This is a genomic window from Steroidobacter sp. (assembly GCF_036406195.1).
Taxonomy (GTDB): Bacteria; Pseudomonadota; Gammaproteobacteria; order Steroidobacterales; family Steroidobacteraceae; genus Steroidobacter.
In genome coordinates, this window is sequence record NZ_DASWVW010000010.1 from 120,620 (window position 1) to 142,176 (window position 21,557).

The 21,557-nt window shown below is 63.1% G+C and carries 22 protein-coding genes and 1 pseudogene; 16 read left to right on the forward strand and 7 right to left on the reverse strand.

From position 1 onward, the window contains the following. Nucleotides 1–4 precede the first annotated feature (4 nt). Both cysN and cysD read right to left on the reverse strand, forming a co-directional pair. Nucleotides 5–1,930 (reverse strand): sulfate adenylyltransferase subunit CysN, encoded by a 1,926-nt coding sequence (gene cysN, locus VGE08_RS03330; RefSeq protein WP_331066432.1) that lies wholly within the window; start codon nt 1,928–1,930, stop codon nt 5–7. Next, entirely contained in the window at nt 1,930–2,847 is a 918-nt protein-coding gene (gene cysD / locus VGE08_RS03335) for a sulfate adenylyltransferase subunit CysD (RefSeq protein WP_331066433.1), read from the reverse strand. The genes cysN and cysD overlap by 1 nt, the downstream gene beginning before the upstream one ends. 293 nt (nt 2,848–3,140) lie before the next feature. On the opposite strand from cysD, the gene VGE08_RS03340 reads away from it, so the two are divergent. The 8 genes from VGE08_RS03340 (at nt 3,141) to VGE08_RS03375 (ending at nt 12,256) form a co-directional block, all read left to right on the forward strand. Continuing rightward, nucleotides 3,141–4,649, forward strand: a complete 1,509-nt coding sequence (locus tag VGE08_RS03340; RefSeq protein WP_331066434.1) for an efflux transporter outer membrane subunit — start codon at nt 3,141–3,143, stop codon at nt 4,647–4,649. Between the two features lie 53 nt (nt 4,650–4,702). Further along, nucleotides 4,703–6,157 (forward strand): efflux RND transporter periplasmic adaptor subunit, encoded by a 1,455-nt coding sequence (locus VGE08_RS03345; protein ID WP_331066435.1) that lies wholly within the window; start codon nt 4,703–4,705, stop codon nt 6,155–6,157. 5 nt (nt 6,158–6,162) lie between these two features. Next, nucleotides 6,163–6,879, forward strand: coding sequence for an ABC transporter ATP-binding protein (locus VGE08_RS03350; RefSeq protein ID WP_331066436.1), 717 nt, complete (start codon nt 6,163–6,165; stop codon nt 6,877–6,879). Further along, entirely contained in the window at nt 6,879–8,090 is a 1,212-nt protein-coding gene (locus tag VGE08_RS03355; RefSeq protein WP_331066437.1) for an ABC transporter permease, read from the forward strand. Before VGE08_RS03350 ends, VGE08_RS03355 begins: the two co-directional genes overlap by 1 nt. Nucleotides 8,091–8,128: 38 nt before the next feature. After that, nucleotides 8,129–8,926: a phosphatase PAP2 family protein gene (locus VGE08_RS03360; RefSeq protein ID WP_331066438.1), complete on the forward strand. Its 798-nt coding sequence runs from the start codon at nt 8,129–8,131 to the stop codon at nt 8,924–8,926. 125 nt (nt 8,927–9,051) lie between these two features. After that, on the forward strand, nt 9,052–10,161 hold the full coding sequence (locus VGE08_RS03365; protein WP_331066439.1) for an S-(hydroxymethyl)glutathione dehydrogenase/class III alcohol dehydrogenase: 1,110 nt from the start codon (nt 9,052–9,054) through the stop codon (nt 10,159–10,161). A 68-nt stretch (nt 10,162–10,229) separates the two neighbouring features. Next, complete coding sequence (gene fghA / locus VGE08_RS03370; RefSeq protein WP_331066440.1) at nt 10,230–11,075, forward strand: S-formylglutathione hydrolase; 846 nt, start codon at nt 10,230–10,232, stop codon at nt 11,073–11,075. After that, complete coding sequence (locus VGE08_RS03375) at nt 11,072–12,256, forward strand: multidrug effflux MFS transporter (RefSeq protein ID WP_331066441.1); 1,185 nt, start codon at nt 11,072–11,074, stop codon at nt 12,254–12,256. The genes fghA and VGE08_RS03375 overlap by 4 nt, the downstream gene beginning before the upstream one ends. Here the strand turns inward: VGE08_RS03375 and VGE08_RS03380 are convergent. The 3 genes from VGE08_RS03380 to def are packed head-to-tail and all read right to left on the reverse strand — an operon-like array spanning nt 12,253 to nt 14,759. After that, a complete protein-coding gene (locus tag VGE08_RS03380; RefSeq protein WP_331066442.1) occupies nt 12,253–12,708 on the reverse strand; it encodes an OsmC family protein in 456 nt (151 codons plus the stop codon). The two genes, VGE08_RS03375 and VGE08_RS03380, sit on opposite strands and share 4 nt — an antisense overlap. Then, nucleotides 12,708–14,186 (reverse strand): NADP-dependent succinate-semialdehyde dehydrogenase, encoded by a 1,479-nt coding sequence (gabD, locus tag VGE08_RS03385; RefSeq protein ID WP_331066443.1) that lies wholly within the window; start codon nt 14,184–14,186, stop codon nt 12,708–12,710. The genes VGE08_RS03380 and gabD overlap by 1 nt, the downstream gene beginning before the upstream one ends. Nucleotides 14,187–14,225: 39 nt before the next feature. Continuing rightward, a complete protein-coding gene (gene def, locus VGE08_RS03390; protein ID WP_331066444.1) occupies nt 14,226–14,759 on the reverse strand; it encodes a peptide deformylase in 534 nt (177 codons plus the stop codon). A gap of 311 nt (nt 14,760–15,070) precedes the next feature. On the opposite strand from def, the gene VGE08_RS03395 reads away from it, so the two are divergent. Together VGE08_RS03395 and VGE08_RS03400 are read left to right on the forward strand one after the other, a co-directional pair. Next, entirely contained in the window at nt 15,071–15,712 is a 642-nt protein-coding gene (locus VGE08_RS03395) for a nucleotidyltransferase family protein (RefSeq protein ID WP_331066445.1), read from the forward strand. A 165-nt stretch (nt 15,713–15,877) separates the two neighbouring features. Continuing rightward, on the forward strand, nt 15,878–16,060 hold the full coding sequence (locus VGE08_RS03400) for a hypothetical protein (protein WP_331066446.1): 183 nt from the start codon (nt 15,878–15,880) through the stop codon (nt 16,058–16,060). Nucleotides 16,061–16,070: 10 nt separating this feature from the next. On the opposite strand, the gene VGE08_RS03405 is transcribed toward VGE08_RS03400, so the two are convergent. After that, a complete protein-coding gene (locus VGE08_RS03405) occupies nt 16,071–16,469 on the reverse strand; it encodes a response regulator (protein WP_331066447.1) in 399 nt (132 codons plus the stop codon). 386 nt (nt 16,470–16,855) lie between these two features. Here VGE08_RS03405 and VGE08_RS03410 point away from each other — a divergent pair, with 386 nt between their 5' ends. After that, nucleotides 16,856–17,278: a response regulator gene (locus tag VGE08_RS03410; RefSeq protein WP_331066448.1), complete on the forward strand. Its 423-nt coding sequence runs from the start codon at nt 16,856–16,858 to the stop codon at nt 17,276–17,278. A 108-nt stretch (nt 17,279–17,386) separates the two neighbouring features. Further along, nucleotides 17,387–17,938, forward strand: a complete 552-nt coding sequence (locus tag VGE08_RS03415) for an ATP-binding protein (protein WP_331066449.1) — start codon at nt 17,387–17,389, stop codon at nt 17,936–17,938. A 39-nt stretch (nt 17,939–17,977) separates the two neighbouring features. On the opposite strand, the gene VGE08_RS26495 is transcribed toward VGE08_RS03415, so the two are convergent. Next, nucleotides 17,978–18,268: a hypothetical protein gene (locus VGE08_RS26495; protein WP_414717445.1), complete on the reverse strand. Its 291-nt coding sequence runs from the start codon at nt 18,266–18,268 to the stop codon at nt 17,978–17,980. Between the two features lie 42 nt (nt 18,269–18,310). On the opposite strand from VGE08_RS26495, the pseudogene VGE08_RS26500 reads away from it, so the two are divergent. From VGE08_RS26500 to VGE08_RS03435, 4 genes and pseudogenes are all read left to right on the forward strand, one after another. Further along, a pseudogene (locus tag VGE08_RS26500) lies at nt 18,311–18,406 on the forward strand (hypothetical protein); the annotation flags it as partial. Nucleotides 18,407–18,445: 39 nt separating this feature from the next. Continuing rightward, on the forward strand, nt 18,446–18,769 hold the full coding sequence (locus tag VGE08_RS03425) for a hypothetical protein (RefSeq protein ID WP_331066451.1): 324 nt from the start codon (nt 18,446–18,448) through the stop codon (nt 18,767–18,769). Continuing rightward, nucleotides 18,766–19,674 carry an ATP-binding protein gene (locus tag VGE08_RS03430; RefSeq protein ID WP_331066452.1) on the forward strand — a complete coding sequence of 303 codons (909 nt, stop codon included), beginning with the start codon at nt 18,766–18,768 and terminating at the stop codon, nt 19,672–19,674. Before VGE08_RS03425 ends, VGE08_RS03430 begins: the two co-directional genes overlap by 4 nt. A gap of 343 nt (nt 19,675–20,017) precedes the next feature. Next, nucleotides 20,018–21,505: a DEAD/DEAH box helicase gene (locus VGE08_RS03435; protein WP_331066453.1), complete on the forward strand. Its 1,488-nt coding sequence runs from the start codon at nt 20,018–20,020 to the stop codon at nt 21,503–21,505. Nucleotides 21,506–21,557: the final 52 nt, after the last annotated feature.

Consider the following 21,557-nt stretch of genomic DNA (forward strand, 5'->3'; position numbering starts at 1 on the left):
TCCCTTACAAACCAGACAACTCGTCTGCCGGATACAGCATACCGGCGTTACGCAGCCGATTCATGATCTCCTCGGCCGCAGCTTCCGGAGAGTACAGCACCGTGCGCAGATGGATCTCGGGATTCTCCGGCGCTTCGTACGGCGAATCGATGCCCGTGAAGTTCTGCAGCTCGCCGCGGCGTGCTTTCTTGTACAGGCCCTTGGGGTCGCGTTTCTCCGCTTCTTCCAGCGGTGTATCGACGAACACTTCGAAGAACTCTCCGGGCTGCATCAGATCGCGCGCCAGACGCCGTTCGGAACGGAACGGCGAGATGAACGACACCAGCACGATCAAGCCGGCGTCCACCATGAGCTTGGAGACTTCGGCGACGCGGCGGATGTTCTCGACGCGATCCGCATCGGTAAAGCCGAGATCCTTGTTCAAGCCATGGCGCACGTTATCGCCATCGAGCGTGTACGTGTGGCGCCCCATCGAGTGCAAGCGCTTCTCGACCAGGTTCGCCACGGTGGACTTGCCCGCACCGGACAAACCGGTGAACCACAATACGCAGGCCCGTTGACCCTTCAGCGCCGCGCGCGCCGCCTTGTTCACATCGAGCGCTTGCCAATGAATGTTTTCGGCGCGACGCAGAGCGAAGCTCAGCAAGCCGGCGCCGACGGTGTCGTTGGTGATCTTGTCGATCAGAATGAAACCGCCGGTCTCGCGGTTCTCGGTGTACGGATCGAAAGCAACCGGCCGGTCGAGGCTCAGGTTGCACACGCCGATCTCGTTCAACTCCAGCTGCTTGGCCGCCAGGTGTTCCAGCGTATTGACGTTGACCTTGTACTTCGGCGCGGTGATGCTTCCCGTCACCGTGCGAGTCCCAAGTTTGATCAAGTAGGGCCGGCCGGGCAGCATCGGCTCGTCGTGCATCCAGATGATGGTGGACTGGAATTGGTCGGCGACGGCGGGCGGCGATTCGGCGGCGGCGATCACGTCGCCGCGACTGATGTCGATCTCATCGGTGAGGGTAAGCGTGATGGATTGTCCGGCGACGGCCTGCTCCAGGTCGCCGCCCTGGGTGACGATGCGAGCGACCCGGCTGGTGCGCCCGGACGGCAGCACGCGGATCGTGTCGCCCTTGCGAATCACACCGCTGGCGATCGTGCCGGCGAAGCCGCGAAAGTCCTGATTGGGTCGGTTCACCCACTGCACCGGCAGGCGGAACGGACGCTGCTGCAGATCGTCGTCGATGGCAACCGTTTCGAGGTACGACATGAGCGTCGGGCCCTCGTACCACGGCGTGTTGGGGCTGCGTTCCAGCATGTTGTCGCCACGCAGTGCCGACAAGGGCACCGGCACGATGTCCTCCAGGCCGATCTGCCCCGCGAAGTCGCGATATTCGCCGACGATGGTGTCGAAGATCTGCTGCGAGTAGCCGATCAGATCCATCTTGTTGATCGCCAGCACGACGTGTTTGATGCCCAGCAGAGACACGATGTAGCTGTGACGACGCGTCTGTGTGAGCACGCCCTTGCGGGCATCGATCAGAATCACCGCGACATCCGCCGTTGAAGCGCCAGTCACCATGTTGCGCGTGTACTGCTCGTGGCCCGGCGTATCCGCGACGATGAACTTGCGACGGTCGGTGGAGAAGAAACGATAGGCGACGTCAATGGTGATGCCTTGCTCGCGCTCCGCCGCCAGGCCATCGACCAACAATGCGAAGTCCAGCTCGTCGCCCTGCGTGCCGACCTTCTTGGAGTCGGCTTCCAGCGCGCTCAACTGATCCTCGAAGATCATCTTGGATTCGTACAGCAGCCGGCCGATCAGGGTCGACTTGCCGTCATCGACACTGCCGCAGGTGATGAACCGCAGCAGGCTCTTGTGCTCGTGCGACTTCAGGTAGGCCTGGATGTCGCTGGCGATGAGGTCGGACTTGTGGGCCATCAGAAATAGCCCTCCTGCTTTTTCTTTTCCATGGACGCGGCGCCGTCGTGATCGATCACCCGGCCCTGCCGTTCGGAACTGGTGGTCAGCAGCATTTCCTGGATGATCTCGGGCAGCGTGGCCGCCTCGCTCTCGACGGCGCCGGTCAATGGATAGCAACCCAGCGTGCGGAAGCGCACCGATCTCAGCTCCGGACGCTCGCCCTCGTGCAGTGGCATGCGATCGTCATCGACCATGATCAGCGCGCCGTCGCGGCGGACCACCGGACGCATGGCCGAGAAGTACAGCGGCACGATGGGAATGTTCTCCAGGTAGATGTACTGCCAGATGTCCAGCTCGGTCCAGTTGGACAACGGGAACACGCGCAGACTCTCGCCCTTGTTCTTGCGGGTGTTGTACTGGCGCCAGAGCTCGGGACGCTGCCGCTTCGGGTCCCAGCGGTGTTGGGCGGAGCGGAACGAGAACACTCGTTCCTTGGCGCGCGACTTCTCTTCGTCGCGGCGAGCGCCGCCGAACGCGGCGTCGAAGCCGTACTTGTCCAGCGCCTGCTTCAAGCCCTGCGTCTTCATCACGTCGGTGTGCACGGCCGAGCCGTGAGTGAACGGGCCAATGCCGCGATCGATGCCGTCCTGGTTGATGTGAATCAGCAGGTCCAGTCCCCACTCCTGGGTCATACGGTCGCGGAACGCGATCATTTCCCGGAACTTCCAGGTGGTGTCCACGTGCAGCAGCGGGAACGGCGGCTTGGCCGGATAAAAGGCCTTCATCGCCAGGTGCAGCATCACGGAGCTGTCCTTGCCGATGGAATACAGCATCACCGGCCGCTCGCACTCGGCGACTACCTCGCGCAGGATGTGAATGCTCTCGGCCTCGAGGCGCTGTAAATGGGTCAACGGCAAATGGGTCGGTCTGGTCATCTAATGAGGGATTTCCGTCAGCGGCCCGAAATTGTGCGTTAACACCCTCATGACTGCATATCGCAACTGGTACCGCGCCGCTCACATCTGGTTATAAGCAGGTCATTGTCGCCGAATCGCCAGTAAAATCACGGTCTTATCAATTACATATGCTTACAATCTTGTAACACCGCCGGAGCCGCCGGCGTGCTGAACTTCTGCCCCGGGCCGGCCACTAACTGCACGCCGCCGTGGTTCTTGCCGTGGTTCCAGCCGGATACGAGGGGGCCGATCGCTCGAATGAACGCTTCAGCATGTCAATGACGCTCGCACAACTCCGCCCGCTGGCGCCGTCGAAACCGGCACGAACACTGGTCCGCGTATTGGCGGCGTCCGTGTCCGCGGTGCTGGCCGCCACGCTCGCAGGTTGTGCCGTGGGACCGGACTATCGCCCTCCAGAGACCGTCACCCCCGACCAGTGGCACCAACTGCCGCAAACCGGCGTGCGCGTCGACTCTCCCGATGCCCCGTCGCTGGCCGCGTGGTGGACCACCCTGAACGACCCGCAACTCAATGAATTCATCGAGCGGGCGCTGGCCGAGAACAAGACGCTCAAGCAAGCCTTCGCTCGGGTGGTACAGGCGCGTGCACAACGCGCCATCGCCGGCTCGGGTTTCTGGCCGAATGTCAGCGCCTCGGGCAATGCCAGCCGCAGCGAGTCCGAAGGCAACTTCAACGAGCGGGGCGAAGCTGTCAGCACGGTGGGCGAGACGTACAGCACCGGCTTCAGTGCCAGCTGGGAGCTGGATCTGTTCGGCGGCCAGCGGCGCTCATACGAAGCCGCGACCGCTCAGCTCGCCGCCACCGAAGCGGATCTGCGCGACGTGATGGTCGTCCTGCTGGGCGACGTGGCGTTGAGCTATGTAGGTGTTCGGACGGCGCAATCCCGGCTCGACTTCGCCGAGCGCAATCTGGAGTCGCAGCGTGAGGCTTTGGAAATTACGCGGTGGCGCGCGCAGGCCGGTCTGACGACCGTGCTCGACGTCGAGCAGGCGAACACCAGTTACGAACAGACGCGCGCTCAGATTCCATTGCTCGAATCGAGCCTGGTTCAGAACATGAACCGGCTCGCCGTGTTGACGGGTCAGACACCCGGTGCGCTCAAGGCGCAGCTCGAACAACGCAAACCGATTCCAGTCGCGCCCGTCGATATCGTCGCGGGTGTGCCGGCCGATGTGTTGCGTCGTCGACCGGACATTCGCAGCGCCGAACGTCAGCTGGCCGCACAGACGGCGCAAGTGGGCGTGGCCACCGCCGCTCTGTATCCCAGCTTGTCGCTCAGTGGCAGCATTTCATGGCAATCCCTGACGGCCAGCGATGTGCTCGATGGCTTTCGTAACGAGCGCAGCGGTCTGACGTTGAGCCTGCCGCTGTTCACGGGCGGGGCGCTGCGCCAGCAGATCAGAGTGCAGAACGCGCTGGTCGACCAGGCGCTGGCGGCGTACGAGTCCACCGTTCTGGCCGCGTATGAAGAAGTGGAGAACGCCTTGGACGCCTGGACCAGCGAGCAGCGGCGTCATCAAGCGCTGGTCGAAGCCGTCGCGAGCGCGCGCCGTGCTGCCGAGCTGGCGCTGGTTCAATACAACTCCGGCCTGGTCGATTTCGAGAGCGTGCTCACGTCCGACCGGCAGCTGATCTCGCTGGAGGATTCGCTCGCCGTGAGCGACGGTGAAATGACATCCAACCTGATTCGTCTCTACAAGGCGCTCGGTGGTGGCTGGTCGGTGTTCCCGCCGGCGACCGCCGCCGCTTCCGGCAGCTGATGCCACGGCCCACCATCGCCCAGCCCAATTCGCAAGGTCGACCCGATTGCCCCATGGATACTGAAATCACCAACACCACCGATCTGGCGCGCACCTTGCGCGCAGGTCTCGAAGGGTCGCCGGCCTGGCAGCGCGCGTTGAAGTGGGGCGTGCTGGCGCTGGTCGTCATTGCAGCGGCCTACTTCACATTCTTTCGCGGCAGTGGCCCGAAGGTCACTTACACGACCCAGGACGTGGTGGTCGGCGATCTGACCGTAACGGTGACCGCCACCGGCAATCTCGAGCCGCGCAATCAAGTGGAGATCGGCAGCGAGCTGTCCGGCACCATCGCCAAGGTGCATGTCGACGTGAACGACGAGGTGCAGGCCGGCCAGGTGCTCGCCGAGCTCGACACGACGCGTTTGGAAGCGCAGGTGCTGCAGGCGGAGAGCTCGTTAGCGTCGGCGCAAGCGCGTGTCCTGCAAGCGGATGCGAGCGCAAAGGAAGCTCGCGCCAACTTCGCTCGATTGTTGAAAGTGCGCGAGCTGAGCGGCAACAAGTTGCCCTCGCAACAGGATCTGGATGTAGCCGAAGCGGCCGTGGCCCGAGCCGACGGTGAGCTCGCCGCGGCGAAAGCGGCGGTCGCGCAAGCGCGCGCCACTCTCGAAACCGTACGTACTGATTTGAGCAAGACCAAGATCCGTTCTCCCATCAATGGCGTGATCCTGGTGCGCTCGGTCGAACCCGGCCAGACCGTGGCCGCTTCGTTGCAGGCGCCGGTGTTGTTCATCATGGCCGAAGACCTGAAGAAGATGGAGCTGCACGTGTCGGTTGACGAGGCCGACGTGGGCTCGGTGGCGCTGGGACAGCAGGCGACGTTCACTGTCGACGCTTATCCCAATCGACGCTTCTCCGCGCACATCACCAAGGTGCACTTCGCGTCCAGCAATACGAGATCCTCGACCTCGTCCTCCAGCGGTACCAGCCAGGCCAGTGCCACCTCGACCGGCGTGGTGACATACGAGACGATGCTGGAAGTCGACAATCCCGACTTGCTGTTACGTCCGGGCATGACAGCCACTGCCGAGATCGTCACGACCCACATCCAAGATGCAGTGCTGGTCCCGAACGCAGCCCTGCGTTTCGCGCCAGAGTCCGCCACCCCAGCCGCTGCCGCGCCATCGCGCAGTCCGTTGTCAGCGATCATGCCGCGAATGCGCATGGGGCCACGCAGTGGGCAGCAACAGCAAGGCGCGGCCCGTCGTATGGGGCGTGTTTATATCCTCGAGAATGGCAAGCCTGTTCCGGTGATGTTCCGCGCCGGAGCGACCGATGGCCGCATGACGCAAGTGTTGCCGATCGAGCGGCCGCCGGACGTGCCCGAAGGCGCGGAGGGTGAGGGCGCGCGCACCAAAGGACCGAACGGCGCTCAAGGCGACATGGATCCGGAAGAAATCCGCAAGGCGTTCGAGCGCAAGCTGGAGCCCGGCACCAAGGTCATCGTCGATTCCGGAGTCCCCGCGTCGTGACCGGCATGCCCGCCAGCCCCACGCCGGTCATCGAGCTGTCGCAGGTGACCAAGATCTATGGTCACGGCGAAGGCGAAGTGCGCGCGTTGCGTGGCATCGACCTGCGCATCGACTCGGGCGAGTTCGTCGCTGTGATGGGTCCGAGCGGTTCCGGCAAATCGACTTGCATGAACATTCTCGGCTGCCTGGATACCCCCAGCAGCGGCACTTACAAGTTTCTCGGCGTGCCGGTGGGCAGCATGAACGCCGATCAGCGCGCGCTGCTGCGGCGGAATTATCTGGGCTTCGTGTTTCAGGGCTTCAACTTGTTGAGCCGCACGACGGCGCTCGAGAACGTCGAGTTGCCGTTGGTGTATCGGCACGTGCCGAAAGAGCAGCGCCGCGCGATGGCGCGTAAGGCCTTGCAGGAAGTCGGCCTGGCCGGGCGCGAGACACACGTGCCTAGCCAGTTGTCCGGCGGTCAACAACAGCGTGTCGCAATCGCGCGCGCCATCGTGTCGTCGCCGCAAGTGCTGTTCGCCGACGAGCCCACCGGCAACCTCGATACGGCCACCAGCATGGAAATCATGAAGCTGCTGGCCAGCTTGAACGAGCAGCGCGGCATCACCATCGTGATGGTCACTCACGAGCCGGACATCGCCGCGTGGACGCGGCGCATCGTGCGCTTCCGCGATGGTCAGATTGAAAGCGACCAGGTGAATCAATCGGTGCGGGAAGCGTAATGTTCGGTAACGCCATCGTGCTCGCCCTGCGCGAAATTCGCCGCAACGCGTTGCGCTCGACACTCACGATTCTCGGCATCGTCATCGGTGTCGGCGCGGTGATCACCATGGTGACCATCGGCGAAGGCGCCACCGCGCAGGTTCAAGCCGATATCCAGAAACTCGGCTCCAACTTGTTGCAGGTATTTCGTGGCCAGGGTTTCGGCGGTGGCGGTGGGGCGAGATCTTCTGCGCCGCCGTTCTCCATGGCCGACGTGCAGGCGATCAGGGACGAAATTCCCGGCGTCCGCACAGTGGCGCCTACCTCGACGACCAACGCGCAGGCGATCTATGGAAATTCCAACTGGTCGACGGCCGTCACCGGCACCGATGATCAATACCTCTCGGTGCGCGACTGGCCGCTCGCCACGGGTCGAAACTTTTCCGAATCCGAGCTGCGCGCGGGCGCGGCGGTTTGCATTCTAGGTGCGACCGTTCGGCGCGAGTTGTTCGGCAACGAAGATCCGCTCGGCGCCAATATCCGCTTGCAGAAGCTGTCGTGCCAGGTCATCGGTACGCTGACCTCCAAGGGCCAGTCCGGATTCGGCCAGGATCAGGACGACATGGTGCTCATACCGCTGCGAACCCTGCAGCGCCGGATTGCGGGCAACGCCGACGTGAATTCCATCATGGTCTCGGCGCGCGACGGGGTGTCGACGGAAAAGGTACAAGCCGACATCGAACGGCTGATGCGAGAGCGGCGCAAGCTGCGTCCGGGCGCCGAGAACGATTTCAACGTGCGCGACCTGAAGGAAATCAGCTCGGCGATGACGGCGACGACGCGCGTGCTCACCAGTCTGCTTGCCGCGGTCGCCGCAGTCAGCTTGCTGGTTGGCGGCGTCGGCATCATGAACATCATGCTGGTGTCCGTTACTGAACGAACGCGTGAAATCGGTATACGACTCGCGGTTGGCGCCATGGCGCGAGATGTACTGCTGCAATTTCTGATCGAAGCCGTCACGCTGGCGGCGTTCGGCGGCATCATCGGCATCGTGCTCGGATTGGCGGCTGGAGCGCTCGCCACAAAAGCGTTCAATGTGCCGTTTGTGCTGAACGCCGGCATCGTGGTGCTGTCGTTTGCTTTCTCGGCTGCAGTCGGTATCGTCTTTGGCTACTTCCCTGCGCGGCGCGCGGCGCGGCTCGATCCCATCGAGGCGTTGCGTCACGAATAACCGGCGGGGCGCGAATGGCGGCGGGATGGGTGGGAGTCATGCCATCACGGTCTGCAATCATTCTGTATGCGCTGTCGCTGTCCGCGTGCGGCACTTTGCCGGAGGGCAAAGGCTGGGGAGAAGAGGCAACGTTGCTGCCCGGCTGGAAGCGCGTGCAAACATCCGCCGTGAACGCTGCAAAGGACCCATGGACCTGGGGACCCTTGCTCGGCGCCGCGGCGTTGCAGATCGACGATTTCGACAGACGTACAGCGGACTGGGCGCGTGAACACACTCCAGTGTTTGGATCTCAGCGCAGCGCCGAGCAATGGAGCGACGATCTGCGCTCGGCATCCAGCTTTGCTCACTACGCCACGATTCTCGCGACGCCGAGCGGCGACGAGCCCGGGGAGTGGGTGCTCAACAAGATAAAGGGCACCCTGGTCGGTGCGGCCGCGGTGAGCGCGACGGGTCAGATTACCAATTACATGAAGCAGGAATTCGATCGCGAGCGGCCGAATGGCCTGACGGACGAAAGTTTTCCGTCCGGTCACACCTCTTCGTCGGCGGTACACACGCGTCTCGCCTCGCGCAATCTGCAGTCGATACAAGTGTCAGACGGAACGCGAACCGCGCTCGATGTGGGCCTGCATGCGCTGACCATCGGTACCTCGTGGGCGCGCATCGAAGCCGGCTGGCACTATCCGGCCGACACGCTTTTCAGTATGGCGCTGGGAAATTTCATGGCCTGCTTCATCAACGACGCCTTCATGGGAACGTCCGAGACGCACCCGAGCGTGGCACTGCAGGCGGTCGATGGCGGAGCCGTACTCGGCGTGCAACTGCGCTTCCAGTAGCACTTGCGCAATCGGACGGCATTCTTTGCAACGACGCCATCGGGCTGGGCCAGCGGGCTGGCGCGACATCGCGCGAAGGTGGACAATCCTCCGTTCCCGTTCCCAACTATTGTCACAAGAGCCCCATGAAGACCCGCGCCGCTGTCGCCCTTGCCGCCGGCAAGCCTCTCGAAGTCATGACCCTGGACCTGGACGGTCCGCGCGACGGCGAGGTGCTGGTGGAGATCAAGGCGTCGGGCGTGTGCCATACCGACGAATTCACCCGTTCGGGCGCCGATCCCGAGGGCCTGTTTCCGGCCATCTTCGGCCACGAAGGCGCCGGCGTGGTGGTCGACGTGGGCCGCGGCGTCACCTCGTTGAAAAAGGGCGATCACGTCATTCCGCTGTACACGCCGGAATGCCGCCAATGTAAGTCGTGTCTGTCGCAGAAGACCAATCTCTGCACGGCCATCCGCGCCACCCAGGGCAAGGGCGTGATGCCGGATGGCACCAGCCGCTTCTCCATCGGCAAGGACATGGTCCATCACTACATGGGCTGCTCCACCTTCTCGAATTTCACCGTGATGCCGGAAATCGCGCTGGCCAAGATTCGCGAGGACGCGCCGTTCGACAAGGTTTGCTACATCGGCTGTGGTGTCACCACCGGCATCGGCGCAGTGATCAATACCGCGAAGGTGGAGCCGGGTGCCAACGTCGTGGTGTTCGGCTTGGGCGGCATCGGCTTGAACGTGATTCAAGGCGCTCGACTGGCCGGTGCCAACAAGATCATCGGCGTGGATCTCAATCCGGCCCGCAAGCCGCTGGCCGAGCAGTTCGGCATGACTCACTTCGTCAATCCCAAGGAAGTCGAAGGCGACCTCGTGCCTTACCTGGTGTCGCTCACCGATGGCGGTGCGGATTACAGTTTCGAATGCGTCGGCAACGTCGAGCTGATGCGCCAGGCACTGGAGTGCTGCCATCGCGGCTGGGGCGAGTCGATCATCATCGGCGTGGCCGGCGCCGGTCAGGAGATCAGGACGCGTCCGTTCCAGTTGGTCACGGGACGCGTGTGGAAGGGTACGGCGTTCGGCGGTGCGCGAGGCCGCACCGACGTGCCGAAAATCGTCGATTGGTACATGGATGGCAAGATCAAGATCGACGAGTTGATCACGCACAAGATGCCGCTCGATGACATCAATCGCGCGTTCGATCTGATGCATTCGGGCGAGTCGATCCGTTCGGTGGTGGTTTACTGATCGAGTCACGCGATTCGTTGCGATCCAAACCAGGCTAGATCTCGTTCAGACCAGAGGAGGCGCTCGTCATGACACTCAATCTCGTTTCCGAACACGCCTGCTACGGTGGCTGGCAGCGCTTTTACACGCACGAGTCGCGCGAGTGCCGGACGGAGATGCGTTTCTCCGTATATCTGCCGCCGCAGGCCGAGAAAGAGACAGTGCCGGTGCTGTATTACCTCGCCGGCCTCACCTGCACCGAAGAAACCTTCATGATGAAGGGCGGCGCGCAGCGCGTGGCCGCCGAGCTGGGGCTGATGCTGGTCGCGCCGGACACCAGCCCGCGCAAGGCGCGCTTTCCCGGCGACGACGCCAGCTGGGATTTCGGCATTGGCGCCGGCTTCTACGTCGATGCCACGCGCGAGCCCTGGTCGCAGAACTATCGCATGTACAGCTATGTGACCAAGGAAATCCCCGAGATCGTGCAGTCCCTCGGCGTGGCGCGCATGGATCGGCAGGGCATCTTCGGCCATTCGATGGGCGGCCATGGAGCGCTGGTCTGTGCCTTGCGCAATCGCGACCAGTATCTGTCCGTTTCCGCGTTCGCCCCGATCTCTGCGCCGATGCAGTGTCCCTGGGGGCAGAAGGCGTTCAGCGGCTATCTGGGAGAGGATCGGAATGCCTGGAAGCAGTATGACGCCAGCGAGCTGATTCGAGCCAACCGTTATCCGCGGCCGATCCTCATCGACCAGGGGGCACGCGACAAATTCCTAGAAGAGCAGTTGAAGCCCGATCTGTTCGCGGATGCCGTGCGCGAATCCGGCAGCGAGCTGCAGTTTCGCATGCACCCCGGCTACGACCACGGCTATTACTTCATCTCCACCTTCATGGAAGATCATCTGCGGCATCACGCGAGGCAATTGTCGGCAGCGTGACCGGAGCCCCGCGGCAACGACTTCCCGGCTGGCTGATTCTGGTCGCGGCAATGACTGCCGTAGGACCGGTCTCGATCGATATGTATTTGCCGGGCTTTCCGGACATCGAGGCCGAGTTCCAGCAGCGCGGCGTGGAAGTCACGATGGCGGCCTTCATCATCGGCATTTCCATCGGCCAGCTGTTCTACGGTCCCATCAGCGATCGTTTCGGGCGCAAGCCGCCGCTGTACGTCGGCTTCAGTGTTTACATGATCGGCGCGCTGGGATCTGCGTTGGCCGTCAACATGACCATGCTGACGGTGATGCGGGTCGTGCAGGCGCTGGGCGGCTGTGCCGGTTTGGTGATCGGTCGCGCCATCGTTCGAGATCGTTGCGAGCCGCATGAGGCTGCGCGTGCCTTCACCACATTGACGATGATCGTGGCGCTCGGCCCGGTGCTGGCGCCGGCGGTGGGTGGTTTCGTCGTCGCGCACTTCGGCTGGCGCGCGACGTTCATGGTGCAAGCGGCGCTTGCGCTGACATTGCTGCTGACCATGCACGGAGTGCTCAGAGAGTCTCACGTCACTCCCGATCGCGCCGTGAGCTTCGGTGACATTCTGCGCAACTATGGCCGGCTGACTCGCGATCGGCGCTTCATGTCCTTGTCGTTGCTGCTCGGGTTTTCGATGGCGGCGATGTTCTGCTACGTGACCGGCGCCCCCAAGGTGATCACACAGAACTATGGTTTGTCCGCGCAGCAGTTTGGCGCGCTGATCGGCTTGAATGGTCTGGCCTTCATGTCGGCGAGCGTGCTGAACATGCGTGCGCTGCGTACGCTGACTCCTGCACGGGTGATGGCGCGCTATGTGTGGGCATCGCCGTTGCTCGGTTTCACCTTGCTGGTCCTGAGTATTCTGTTCGATCTGCCGCTGTGGGCGGTGGTGTCGCTGCAGCTGCTGTTCTTCGTCACCATTGGTCGCGTCAGCCCGAATGTTTCCGCGCTCGCGCTCGCTCCTCACGGGCGCAGCGCCGGCACCGCTTCAGCGTTGATGGGTGCCACGCAATCCGCCCTCACCGCCACTGGCGGCCTGACCGTCGCCATCTTCAACGATGGCACCGTCCACACCCTGGCCACCATCATGACCACCGGTGCCTCGCTCGCCCTGGTTTGTTATCTATTGGTACGCCGAGTCGGACTCTAGGCCGTGGCTGCGGTGGCGGCAGGTTGGGAGCTGGGTTGCGACTCGACTAGGGTAATCGTGTGCGACAGCTCGGCGGTCTTCGCCATGATGGCGCTGGCCGAGCAATACTTCTCGGTTGACAGCTGCACGGCGCGCTCGACCTTCTTGCGATCGAGCGCGTGCCCCGTGACGGTGTAGTGCATCTGAATCTTGGTGAAGATCTTCGGATCGGTCGTGGCGCGCTCCGCATCGACGTCCACGACGCAATCGGTCACGGCTTCGCGGCCCCGCTTCAGGATCAGCATGACATCGAATGCAGAACAGCCGCCCAAGCCGAGCAGCAGCATTTCCATCGGCCGCACGCCCAGATTGCGGCCGCCGGCCTCGGGCGCGCCGTCCATGACGACGGTATGGCCCGAGCCGGACTCGCCCAGGAACATCACGTCCTGGACCCATTTGATGCGTGCCTTCATCAGTTCACACCGCCGATGCAGAGGTACTTGATCTCCAGGTAGTCCTCGATGCCGTACTTGGAGCCTTCGCGGCCGATGCCGCTTTCCTTTACGCCGCCGAACGGCGCGACCTCGGTGGAAATGATGCCTTCGTTGATGCCGACGATGCCGCTTTCCAGCGCCTCGGCCACGCGCCACACGCGCGCCATGTCACAGCTGTAGAAGTAGGATGCCAGCCCGAATTCGGTGGCGTTCGCCAGCCGCATCACTTCTTCCTCGGTATCGAATTTCATCAGCGGCGCCACCGGCCCGAATGTTTCTTCACGCAGCACCCGCATGTCCGCCTTGATGCCGGTCAACACCGTGGGCACATAGAAATGACCGCCGCCTTCGACACGCTTGCCGCCCGCGAGGACCTTGGCACCCTTGCTGACCGCATCGCTCACATGCTCTTCGACCTTGGCGACGGCCTTTTCCTCGATCAGCGGGCCGACCACCGTGCCCTGATCCAAGCCATTGCCGATCTTCATCGTCGACACCTTCTCGGCGAGCCGCTCGGCGAAGCGATCGTAGATGCCGCTCTGAACATAGATGCGATTGGCGCACACGCAGGTCTGACCAGCGTTGCGGTACTTCGACGCGATCGCGCCGTTCACGGCTGCCTCCAGGTCCGCATCGTCGAACACGATGAACGGGGCATTGCCGCCCAGCTCCAGCGAAACCTTCTTCACGGTGCCGGCACACTGCGACATCAGCAGCTTGCCGATCGCCGTGGAGCCGGTGAAGGTCAGCTTGCGCACCACGGGATTGCTGGTGAACTCCCCGCCGATGGGCTTCGGATCGCCGGTGACTACCGAGATGATGCCCGCGGGCAAGCCCGCCCGTTCCGCGAGCACGCACAGGGCAAGTGCCGAATACGGCGTCAGTTCCGAAGGCTTGATGACCATCGTGCAGCCAGCCGCGAGTGCCGGTCCCGCCTTACGCGTGATCATCGCCATGGGAAAATTCCACGGTGTGATCGCCGCGCAAACGCCGATCGGCTGCTTCAACACGACGATGCGCTTGTCCGGGCCGTGGGAAGGAATCACATCGCCATAGATGCGCTTGCCTTCTTCGGCAAACCACTCGATGAACGCAGCGCCATACGCGATCTCGCCGCGACTCTCTGCCAGCGGCTTACCCTGCTCGACGGTCATGAGCACGGCGAGATCTTCCTGATTCGCCATGATCAGATCGAACCACTTCCGCAGCAGTTGTGCGCGGGCCTTCGCGGTCTGCCCGCGCCAATCGGCCAATGCCTTGTCGGCGGCTTCGATGGCTTCGCGGGCTTCCTTGGCGCCACAGTTGGGTACGGTGCCGATCAGTTGACCGTTGGCGGGATTGAAGACCTGCTTCACCTCGCCGCCGGCCGCATCCACCCAGCGGCCACCGATGAAGGCTTGCTGACGAAACAGGCTGGGATCGCGAAGGGAAAGCGTGCTCTGAGGGGCGGCGGCCATGAAATGCTCCGACTGGGGATGAGGGGTCAGCGCGGCGATTTACTCGTCGACCAACTGCTGACCTGGAAACAAAGCTTCGTTGAAACCAAAGTTGCGCAGATCGCGGATGCGCATCGGATAGAGGATGCCGAGCAGATGATCTACTTCGTGCTGCGCGACACGCGCATGGAACCCGTCCACGGTACGGTCGATGGGCCGCCCCTGCGGGTCGAAGCCGCGATAGCGCAGCTTGGTATAGCGGGGCACCAGCCCACGCATGCCCGGCACGGACAGGCAACCTTCCCAGCCGTCCTCCATCGCATCGGTCTGCGGTTCCAGGATCGGGTTGATCAATTCGGTGTACGGGACCGCTTCGGCCTGGGGATAGCGAGGGTTCTTGTCGACACCGAAGATGACGACCTGCAAGGAGACGCCGATCTGCGGGGCCGCGATCCCCGCCCCGTTCAGCGCCGCCATGGTGTCCTTCATATCCTGGAGCAGGGCGTGCAACTCGGGTGTGTCGAACTGCTCCACGGGTTTGGCAACCTGGAGCAGCACGGGATCACCCATTCTCAAGACCGGACGGACAGCCATAAAACTCGTAGCCGGGACAGCGTAGCCCGAAGATCATCGCACGGGCCAAGGGCCCAAACCATCTGACGGGCCGCGTGGCCCAAAGCATCTGACGGGCCGTTGGCCCAAAGCATCTACCGGGCCGTTGGCCCCGAACCATCTACCGGGCCGTTGGCCCGATGCGCAAGTATAGTATCCGCTTGTGCATTCATGGCTCGGGTCGGGGCGAGGAATATCAAGTGCCGGCCAGTCCTGTGCGGTAACGTTGCCCCGAATCGCCTGTCATCCATCGGTCACTGCTGACTACGCCACTGCTGACTACGCCACACTCGATGTCCGCCCCGCCTCATATCCTGGTGCTTGCCGCTGGCGCGTCGCGCCGGCTCGGCCAGCCGAAGCAATTGGTCAAATTGGCCGGCCGGCCAGCGCTGCACATCGTGGTCTCGAACGCGGTGGCGATCGCTGGTCATGCCGTCACGGTCGTCGTTGGCGCGCACGCGCGTGAAATGACTCATTTGCTGGCGCACTCGCCCGCGTCGGTGATCGTCAATCGGCACTGGGAAGAGGGCATGGCCTCATCGCTGCGCTTCGGGATCGCGTCCCTGCCGCCGGCGTGTCATGCCGCAATGGTGCTGTTGGGCGACCAGGTGGCGGTCACCACGGACGATTTGAAACGCCTGGTCGGCGCCTGGAAGGGTGAGGAAAGCATGATCGCCGCGAGCGTCTACGATCAGCGCGTCGGCGTGCCCGCCATCTTTCCTCGCCTGATTTTCAGCGAGCTGGCGGAGTTGCGCGGCGATCAGGGCGCGCGCATGGTGCTCGAACGCAATAACTATCGGCTGGTGCGAGTGCCCATGGCCAATGCCGCCATCGATCTGGATACCCCGGAAGACCTGGCGCTGCTCAGCGAACGTTTTCAGCGGCCCGAATCGGCTCCCGGAACCCTCACTCCTGGCGCTGCTGGGGAGATCTAGCGCTTGCGCATACTCATCATCCTGCTGCTCATCGCGTTCGTCGTTGCCGTGATCTGGATGCGCGCCAGGCGCAAACGCTGAGCTCGCTCGCAGGGCCGGGAAACATCGCCGGACATTCAACCGTTACCTCCGCAGTCACCGCGAAGGCGGACGGAGGTACATGTCATGCAGGAATTCTTCCAGCAGCACCTGGCGGCTGTGGTCATACTGATCGCGCTGGCGCTCGCGCTGACCGTGTTCGTGTTCCGCAAACGGCTGTTCGAACGCGGCTATCGCAAGGGCGAGGCGGCCAATCCAGGCAAGGTCAAAGCACAGAACCCGCCCGATGAGTGGAGCAAGAGTCACTGACGCCTGCGCCTCATTGAGGCGAAGGTGCCTGCACTCCCAAAGCTGCCAGCGCGCCGATGAGCATCGACGCCGTGTAGGGTTTGACCAACACACCGATGCGCTGATCGGCCGCGAACCGGTCCTTTAGCTCCCGCTCGCTACGCCCGCTGGCGATCAGAATCGGCAGGTTCTCCAGCTTGGCCCGCATCTCCGCGGCCAGCTGATCGCCGGAACGGTCCGGCAATCCCATATCGACAATGACTGCCGCCACGTCGCCCCCGCCCTGCAGCGCGGTGGTCGCTTCCGTCGCGTCACCCGCCTGCAAAACCTGAAAGCCGACGTCCTCCAGAGCGTCCACCGCAAACATTCGGACGAGCATTTCGTCCTCGACGATGAGAACCCTGGCCGATGCTGAGTGCTGACCTGTCATGGGTATGGGTAGTTACCGGGGTTGCCACCATGGCGACCTTGAGCGTCAAGCTTCGCAGTTTACTTCAGACGCCCCGATCTGCGTATAACTTGCGGTAATGACTGATAAAAGTGCGTGCATGCGCACTCTGTCTAATATTTTTGCGCACATTTGCTGGCCGTAACCGTGGCAGCGCGGAACTTTCTACATTGCCGGCGCATTGGGTGGTCTGCGCCGCGACCTGGCTCGAAACAAACGACATATCCTCGAGGTGCCGCGAGATCGGGTGCACCGGACAAGGGTGCAACCGGGCCAAGCGTGGACAGTGCTCGATCGAGGTTGACCGGGTTACGTTTGGCGCAACACATTCCGGAGAGCGGCGCGGTGGACGTGCTCATCGCACACAAATGAACTCTGATTCCTCGGCAAGCACCACCGCCTCGCGGCTACTGCGAGTATTGATCGTCGAGGACGAGTCGCTCGTCAGCCTGTTCCTGCAAGGAGTATTGCGGGACCTCGGGCACGAAGTCAGCGGCATCGCTCCCTCTTTGCGAACAGCGTTGGCCTTTGCCGCCGGTACTCCGACGGATCTGGCCATAGTGGATGTTGGCCTGGCGGGTGACGGAGGCGATGGCATTGACGCTGCCGTCGCCCTGCGTGCCCGTCATGGCATTCCTGCCCTGCTGATGACCGGTGCGCCGCTGGCATCGCTGGGCGATCGCGTCAAGGACGCACAACCACTCGGCTTCCTCGCGAAGCCGTATACCGAAGCGGATGTGGAACGAGCGTTGAACGCAGCAGTGGCCCAGCTGCCGCCGCGTGGTGCTTAGACGGGCAGCGTATTCAAGTTCACGCACGAGGGCGGCGTCGAGCTGTCCATCTATCGCGCTGGCAACGGCTGGAGTCCGGCCAATCAGCTGCTCAACTCGGCATCGTCGGTGGTGGCGTACTCGGTGCACGACACTGGCATCGGCATTCCGGCCGACAAGCTGCGCGTGATCTTCGAAGCGTTCCAGCAGGCCGATGGCACGACCAGTCGCAAGTACGGCGGCACCGGCCTGGGCCTGTCGATCAGCCGCGAGATCTGCCGCTTGCTGGGCGGCGAAATCATCGTCGAGAGCCAGCCGGGCGAAGGCAGCACCTTCACCTTGTACTTGCCCATGACGCACGATTTCTCCAAGGCGGCGGTGAGCTCCCTGCCGATCGCCTCTGCAAGAGAGCTGCTGGCCTCGCGTGTGCCGGCTCCGTCGCAGATCGTCGTGAGCCGCGAGTCGACGCCGCTGCTGGTTGCCTCGGAGCTGACCGACGATCGCCAGAACATTCAGCCCGGCGATCGTGTGCTGCTGATCATCGAAGATGACGCGAAGTTCGGCCGCATCCTGCTGGACCTCGCGCACGACCGCAGTTTCAAGGCGGTGGTGTCGGCAAGCGGCAGCGGCGCGTTCCAGGCACATCCCCATCATCTTCGTCAGCGCCATCGATCGCGATGACGAGCACATCGCGCGCGCCTATGCGATGGGCGCCGTCGACTATGTTTTCAAACCTGTCGATCCGGTCATCCTGCGCTCCAAGGTCGCGGTGCTGGTGGATTTGTATCGCAAGAATGTGGAAGTCGAGCGCAAGGCCGCGCTGGAGCGCTTCCTGCAGGAGGAGAACCTGCGCATTCGCCAGGAAAAGATCGAGGCCGAGCGGCAGTTGCGGCAGATCGAGGAGCGGCAGACCGCCATCGTGCGCTCGTTGCCCATCGCGCTGTACAGCTCGGAGGTCGATGCGGGATTCTCGTGGCCGCGCTTCATCAACGACGTGATCGCCGGTCTCATCGGCTTCGCTCCCAACGAATTCTGCGTAACCCGCAGCTTTGGGTGGACCGCATCCATCGCGACGATCGCGAGCGCGTGCTCGGTGATGTTGCCGCCATCACGGTGTTCGGCGGCATGTCGATGGAGTATCGCTGGCTGTGCGCGGACGGCTCGCATCGCTGGTTCTTGGATCGCGCGGTGCTGATTCGTCACGAGGATCGTCCGTTCGAGATCTTTGGCAGCTGCCTGGATGTCACCGATCGGCGCCGTGTCGAACAGCAGTTGATCCAGGCGCAGAAGATGGAAGCCGTGGGTCAGCTGACCGGCGGCATCGCGCACGACTTCAACAACATGCTCACCGTCGTGATCGGCAACCTGGATTCGCTGGCTCGCGCCCTGAAGGGCACCGGCCGCAATTTCGATCGTGCGCAGATGGCGTTGACCGGTGCGTTGAGCTGCGCCGAGCTCACGCGTCGCATGCTGGCTTTTCGCGTCGTCAGCCGTTGCAGCCCAGTCCAGTGAATCTTGGCGAGGTGAGTCGCAACATCACCAAGTTGCTGGGACGAACGTTGGGCGAGCGAATTCACATCGAGGTTCGCGTGCCCGACGAACTGTGGAACGTGCTCGCCGACGCCACGCAAGTGGAATCGTCCCTGATCAATCTCGCCGTCAATGCACGCGACGCCATGCCCGATGGCGGCACTCTGACCATCGAAGCACGCAATCTGGGGCGCCACGAGCGAGAAGCGGATGTGCCGGAAGGCGAATTCGTTCTGCTGTGCGTGACCGATACCGGCACAGGCATGACGCCGGACGTCCTGGAGCGCGCGCTAGAACCCTTCTTCACCACCAAGCGCATGGGGCACGGCACGGGTTTGGGCCTGAGCATGGTGTATGGCTTCGTCAAACAATCGGGCGGTCACGTGAAGATCGTCAGCGCGCCGAGCCAGGGGACGAGCGTGCGAATCTACCTGCCTCGCACCGATGCCACGCCAGCGACCGACGCTGGCGCTATCGAAGATCTGTCGTTGTCGGGCCGTGATCGCACCATTCTCCTGGTGGAAGATGACGCCGGCGTGCGTGCGGTCACCGCTGCGATGCTGAAGGAGCTGCAGTTCAACGTGATTGAAGCCGACAATGGCGACCGCGCGCTGGATATCGTCGATCGCGAATCGGACATCGATTTGTTGTTCACGGACATCGTCATGCCCGGCGGCATGAACGGCTTCGAGCTCGGTCGCCTCGCTCGCGAACGCCGCCCGCACCTGCCCGTGCTCTACGCCACCGGCTATTCCGCTTCCTACTCGCCCCGGAGAAAGGCGCCGACATGCTCGCCAAGCCCTACCGCGAGGCCGACCTCCGCAGCAAACCCCACCGCCTGCTCCCTCATTCCAACCCGGCGTGAGCGCGAAGCGCGCAAGAAATAAAATAAATATTGAAGCCCCTCCCCCGGTACGTGGGAGGGGTCGGGGTGGGGGGCAGCGGCGCATCAACATCAGCCACGGGCGCACTTGAAAATCGACCACGCTGCCCTCATTACCGACTCCGTCATGTGACCCACATGTGACCCAAGTCGCCACTTCAGCAGAATTGTTCTCGTCAACACGAGGCGATCCATGTAGAGTGCACGTCTTCGTCAGCCGCCATCCGGTCGGCTCGTTCACCCCTCGCGGTTTGTCGGCCCTGTTCGCAAGGCCCGCCTCGATCTTGTCTCCCGCCTCACTGGATCCGAAACGCAAGTTTCTGCAGGCTGGTTGAGGACTCATTTCCATGCCTTTTGCTTCCCTCGGGTTGATACCCGAACTTACGCGCGCCCTCGCCGATCGTGGCTATGCCGCGCCCACTCCCGTGCAAGCGCGAGTGATTCCCGAAATTCTCGCCGGGCGCGACGTCCTCGCGGGTGCCCAGACCGGCACCGGCAAGACTGCCGGCTTCACGCTGCCGCTCCTGCAGCGCTTGCAGAACGGGACGCCCTCCAAGGCGCCTCGTGTATTGATCCTCGTGCCGACGCGCGAGCTCGCCGCTCAGGTGAACGAAAGCATTGCCAGTTACGGCAAGCACCTTCGTCATCGCAGCCTGGTGATCTTCGGCGGTGTCAGCATCAATCCGCAGATCGATGCCCTGCGCCGTGGCGCCGACATCCTGGTGGCCACGCCGGGACGTTTGCTGGACCACGCTCAACAGAACACCGTTGACCTGTCACGTGTCGAGATCTTCGTGCTCGACGAAGCCGATCGCATGCTCGACATGGGCTTCATCGCCGACATTCGCCGTGTCATCAAGCTGCTGCCCAAGCAGCGGCAGAACCTGTTGTTCTCGGCCACGTACTCGGATGACATTCGCAAGCTGGCGCAAGGACTGCTGCACAATCCGGTCGAGATCGAAGTGGCACGCCGCAACGCCGCCGTCGACACGGTCGAGCAACGCGCGTACTCGGTTGCGAAGGATCAGAAGCGCGCCTTGTTGTCGCACTTGATTCATGATGGCGATTGGTCGCAGGTGTTGGTGTTTACGCGCACCAAGCACGGTGCAAATCGTCTCACCAAACAGCTGCAGCAGGATGGCATCGAAGCCGCGGCCATTCATGGCAACAAGAGCCAGAATGCGCGCACTGCCGCCCTGTCTGATTTCAAGAACTATCGGATTCGCGCGCTGGTCGCGACCGAAGTCGCGTCGCGCGGGCTCGATATCAAAGAGCTGCCATATGTCGTGAACTACGAGCTGCCCAATGTGCCCGAGGACTACGTTCACCGCATCGGCCGCACCGGCCGCGCGGGCGCGACCGGATTGGCTGTGTCACTGGTGTCGCCGGACGAGTCGGGATTGTTGAAGGACATCGAGAAGCTGCTGCGCAGATCTGTGCCGCAGGCGGCGGTGCCTCACTTCAAGCCGGCGCCACCGCCGGTTCGTGGCGAGTCGCGCGACGAGCAATCGTCACAAGTGCGTCAGCCGCGTGATGAACAGCGTCGAGCGCAGCCTCAACAAGGCCGGCCGCATGGCGGTCAGCAGAGCCATCCGAACCACTCTCAGCAGGGCGCACCGAATGCGTCCGGCGAAGGTCGTCGCCGTCGCAAGCGCCGTCGGGGCGGCGGCGCTGGTCAGCAGTCGTCGCAAGCTCCTCGAGGACAACAACAGCCGCGCCATGCTCACGGCCAGCGCTCATCCCGGCCGGGCGGACATGGGCAGGGTCGTCCGCAGCAGCAGCAACGCGGTTCGTTTCGCGGGCAGCGCGGCTCGGATAGGAGCAGAACGGTTTAGCAGGAAAGGACGAGAAGCTGTTGACGCTGCCGCATGGCGGCGTCGCAGCGCC

Coding starts and splice junctions, on each gene's coding strand:
- cysN (WP_331066432.1), bottom strand. CDS start 1,930: ATGGCCCACAAGTCCGACCTCATCGCCAGCGACATCCAGGCCTACCTG.
- VGE08_RS03405 (WP_331066447.1), bottom strand. CDS start 16,469: ATGACAGGTCAGCACTCAGCATCGGCCAGGGTTCTCATCGTCGAGGAC.
- VGE08_RS03435 (WP_331066453.1), top strand. CDS start 20,018: ATGCCTTTTGCTTCCCTCGGGTTGATACCCGAACTTACGCGCGCCCTC.
- VGE08_RS03340 (WP_331066434.1), top strand. CDS start 3,141: ATGTCAATGACGCTCGCACAACTCCGCCCGCTGGCGCCGTCGAAACCG.
- VGE08_RS26495 (WP_414717445.1), bottom strand. CDS start 18,268: ATGAGACCGGCGATCACGTCGTTGATGAAGCGCGGCCACGAGAATCCC.
- VGE08_RS03345 (WP_331066435.1), top strand. CDS start 4,703: ATGGATACTGAAATCACCAACACCACCGATCTGGCGCGCACCTTGCGC.
- def (WP_331066444.1), bottom strand. CDS start 14,759: ATGGCTGTCCGTCCGGTCTTGAGAATGGGTGATCCCGTGCTGCTCCAG.
- VGE08_RS03355 (WP_331066437.1), top strand. CDS start 6,879: ATGTTCGGTAACGCCATCGTGCTCGCCCTGCGCGAAATTCGCCGCAAC.
- VGE08_RS03365 (WP_331066439.1), top strand. CDS start 9,052: ATGAAGACCCGCGCCGCTGTCGCCCTTGCCGCCGGCAAGCCTCTCGAA.
- VGE08_RS03400 (WP_331066446.1), top strand. CDS start 15,878: ATGCAGGAATTCTTCCAGCAGCACCTGGCGGCTGTGGTCATACTGATC.
- gabD (WP_331066443.1), bottom strand. CDS start 14,186: ATGGCCGCCGCCCCTCAGAGCACGCTTTCCCTTCGCGATCCCAGCCTG.
- cysD (WP_331066433.1), bottom strand. CDS start 2,847: ATGACCAGACCGACCCATTTGCCGTTGACCCATTTACAGCGCCTCGAG.
- fghA (WP_331066440.1), top strand. CDS start 10,230: ATGACACTCAATCTCGTTTCCGAACACGCCTGCTACGGTGGCTGGCAG.
- VGE08_RS03350 (WP_331066436.1), top strand. CDS start 6,163: ATGCCCGCCAGCCCCACGCCGGTCATCGAGCTGTCGCAGGTGACCAAG.
- VGE08_RS03360 (WP_331066438.1), top strand. CDS start 8,129: ATGCCATCACGGTCTGCAATCATTCTGTATGCGCTGTCGCTGTCCGCG.
- VGE08_RS03410 (WP_331066448.1), top strand. CDS start 16,856: ATGAACTCTGATTCCTCGGCAAGCACCACCGCCTCGCGGCTACTGCGA.
- VGE08_RS03380 (WP_331066442.1), bottom strand. CDS start 12,708: ATGAAGGCACGCATCAAATGGGTCCAGGACGTGATGTTCCTGGGCGAG.
- VGE08_RS03395 (WP_331066445.1), top strand. CDS start 15,071: ATGTCCGCCCCGCCTCATATCCTGGTGCTTGCCGCTGGCGCGTCGCGC.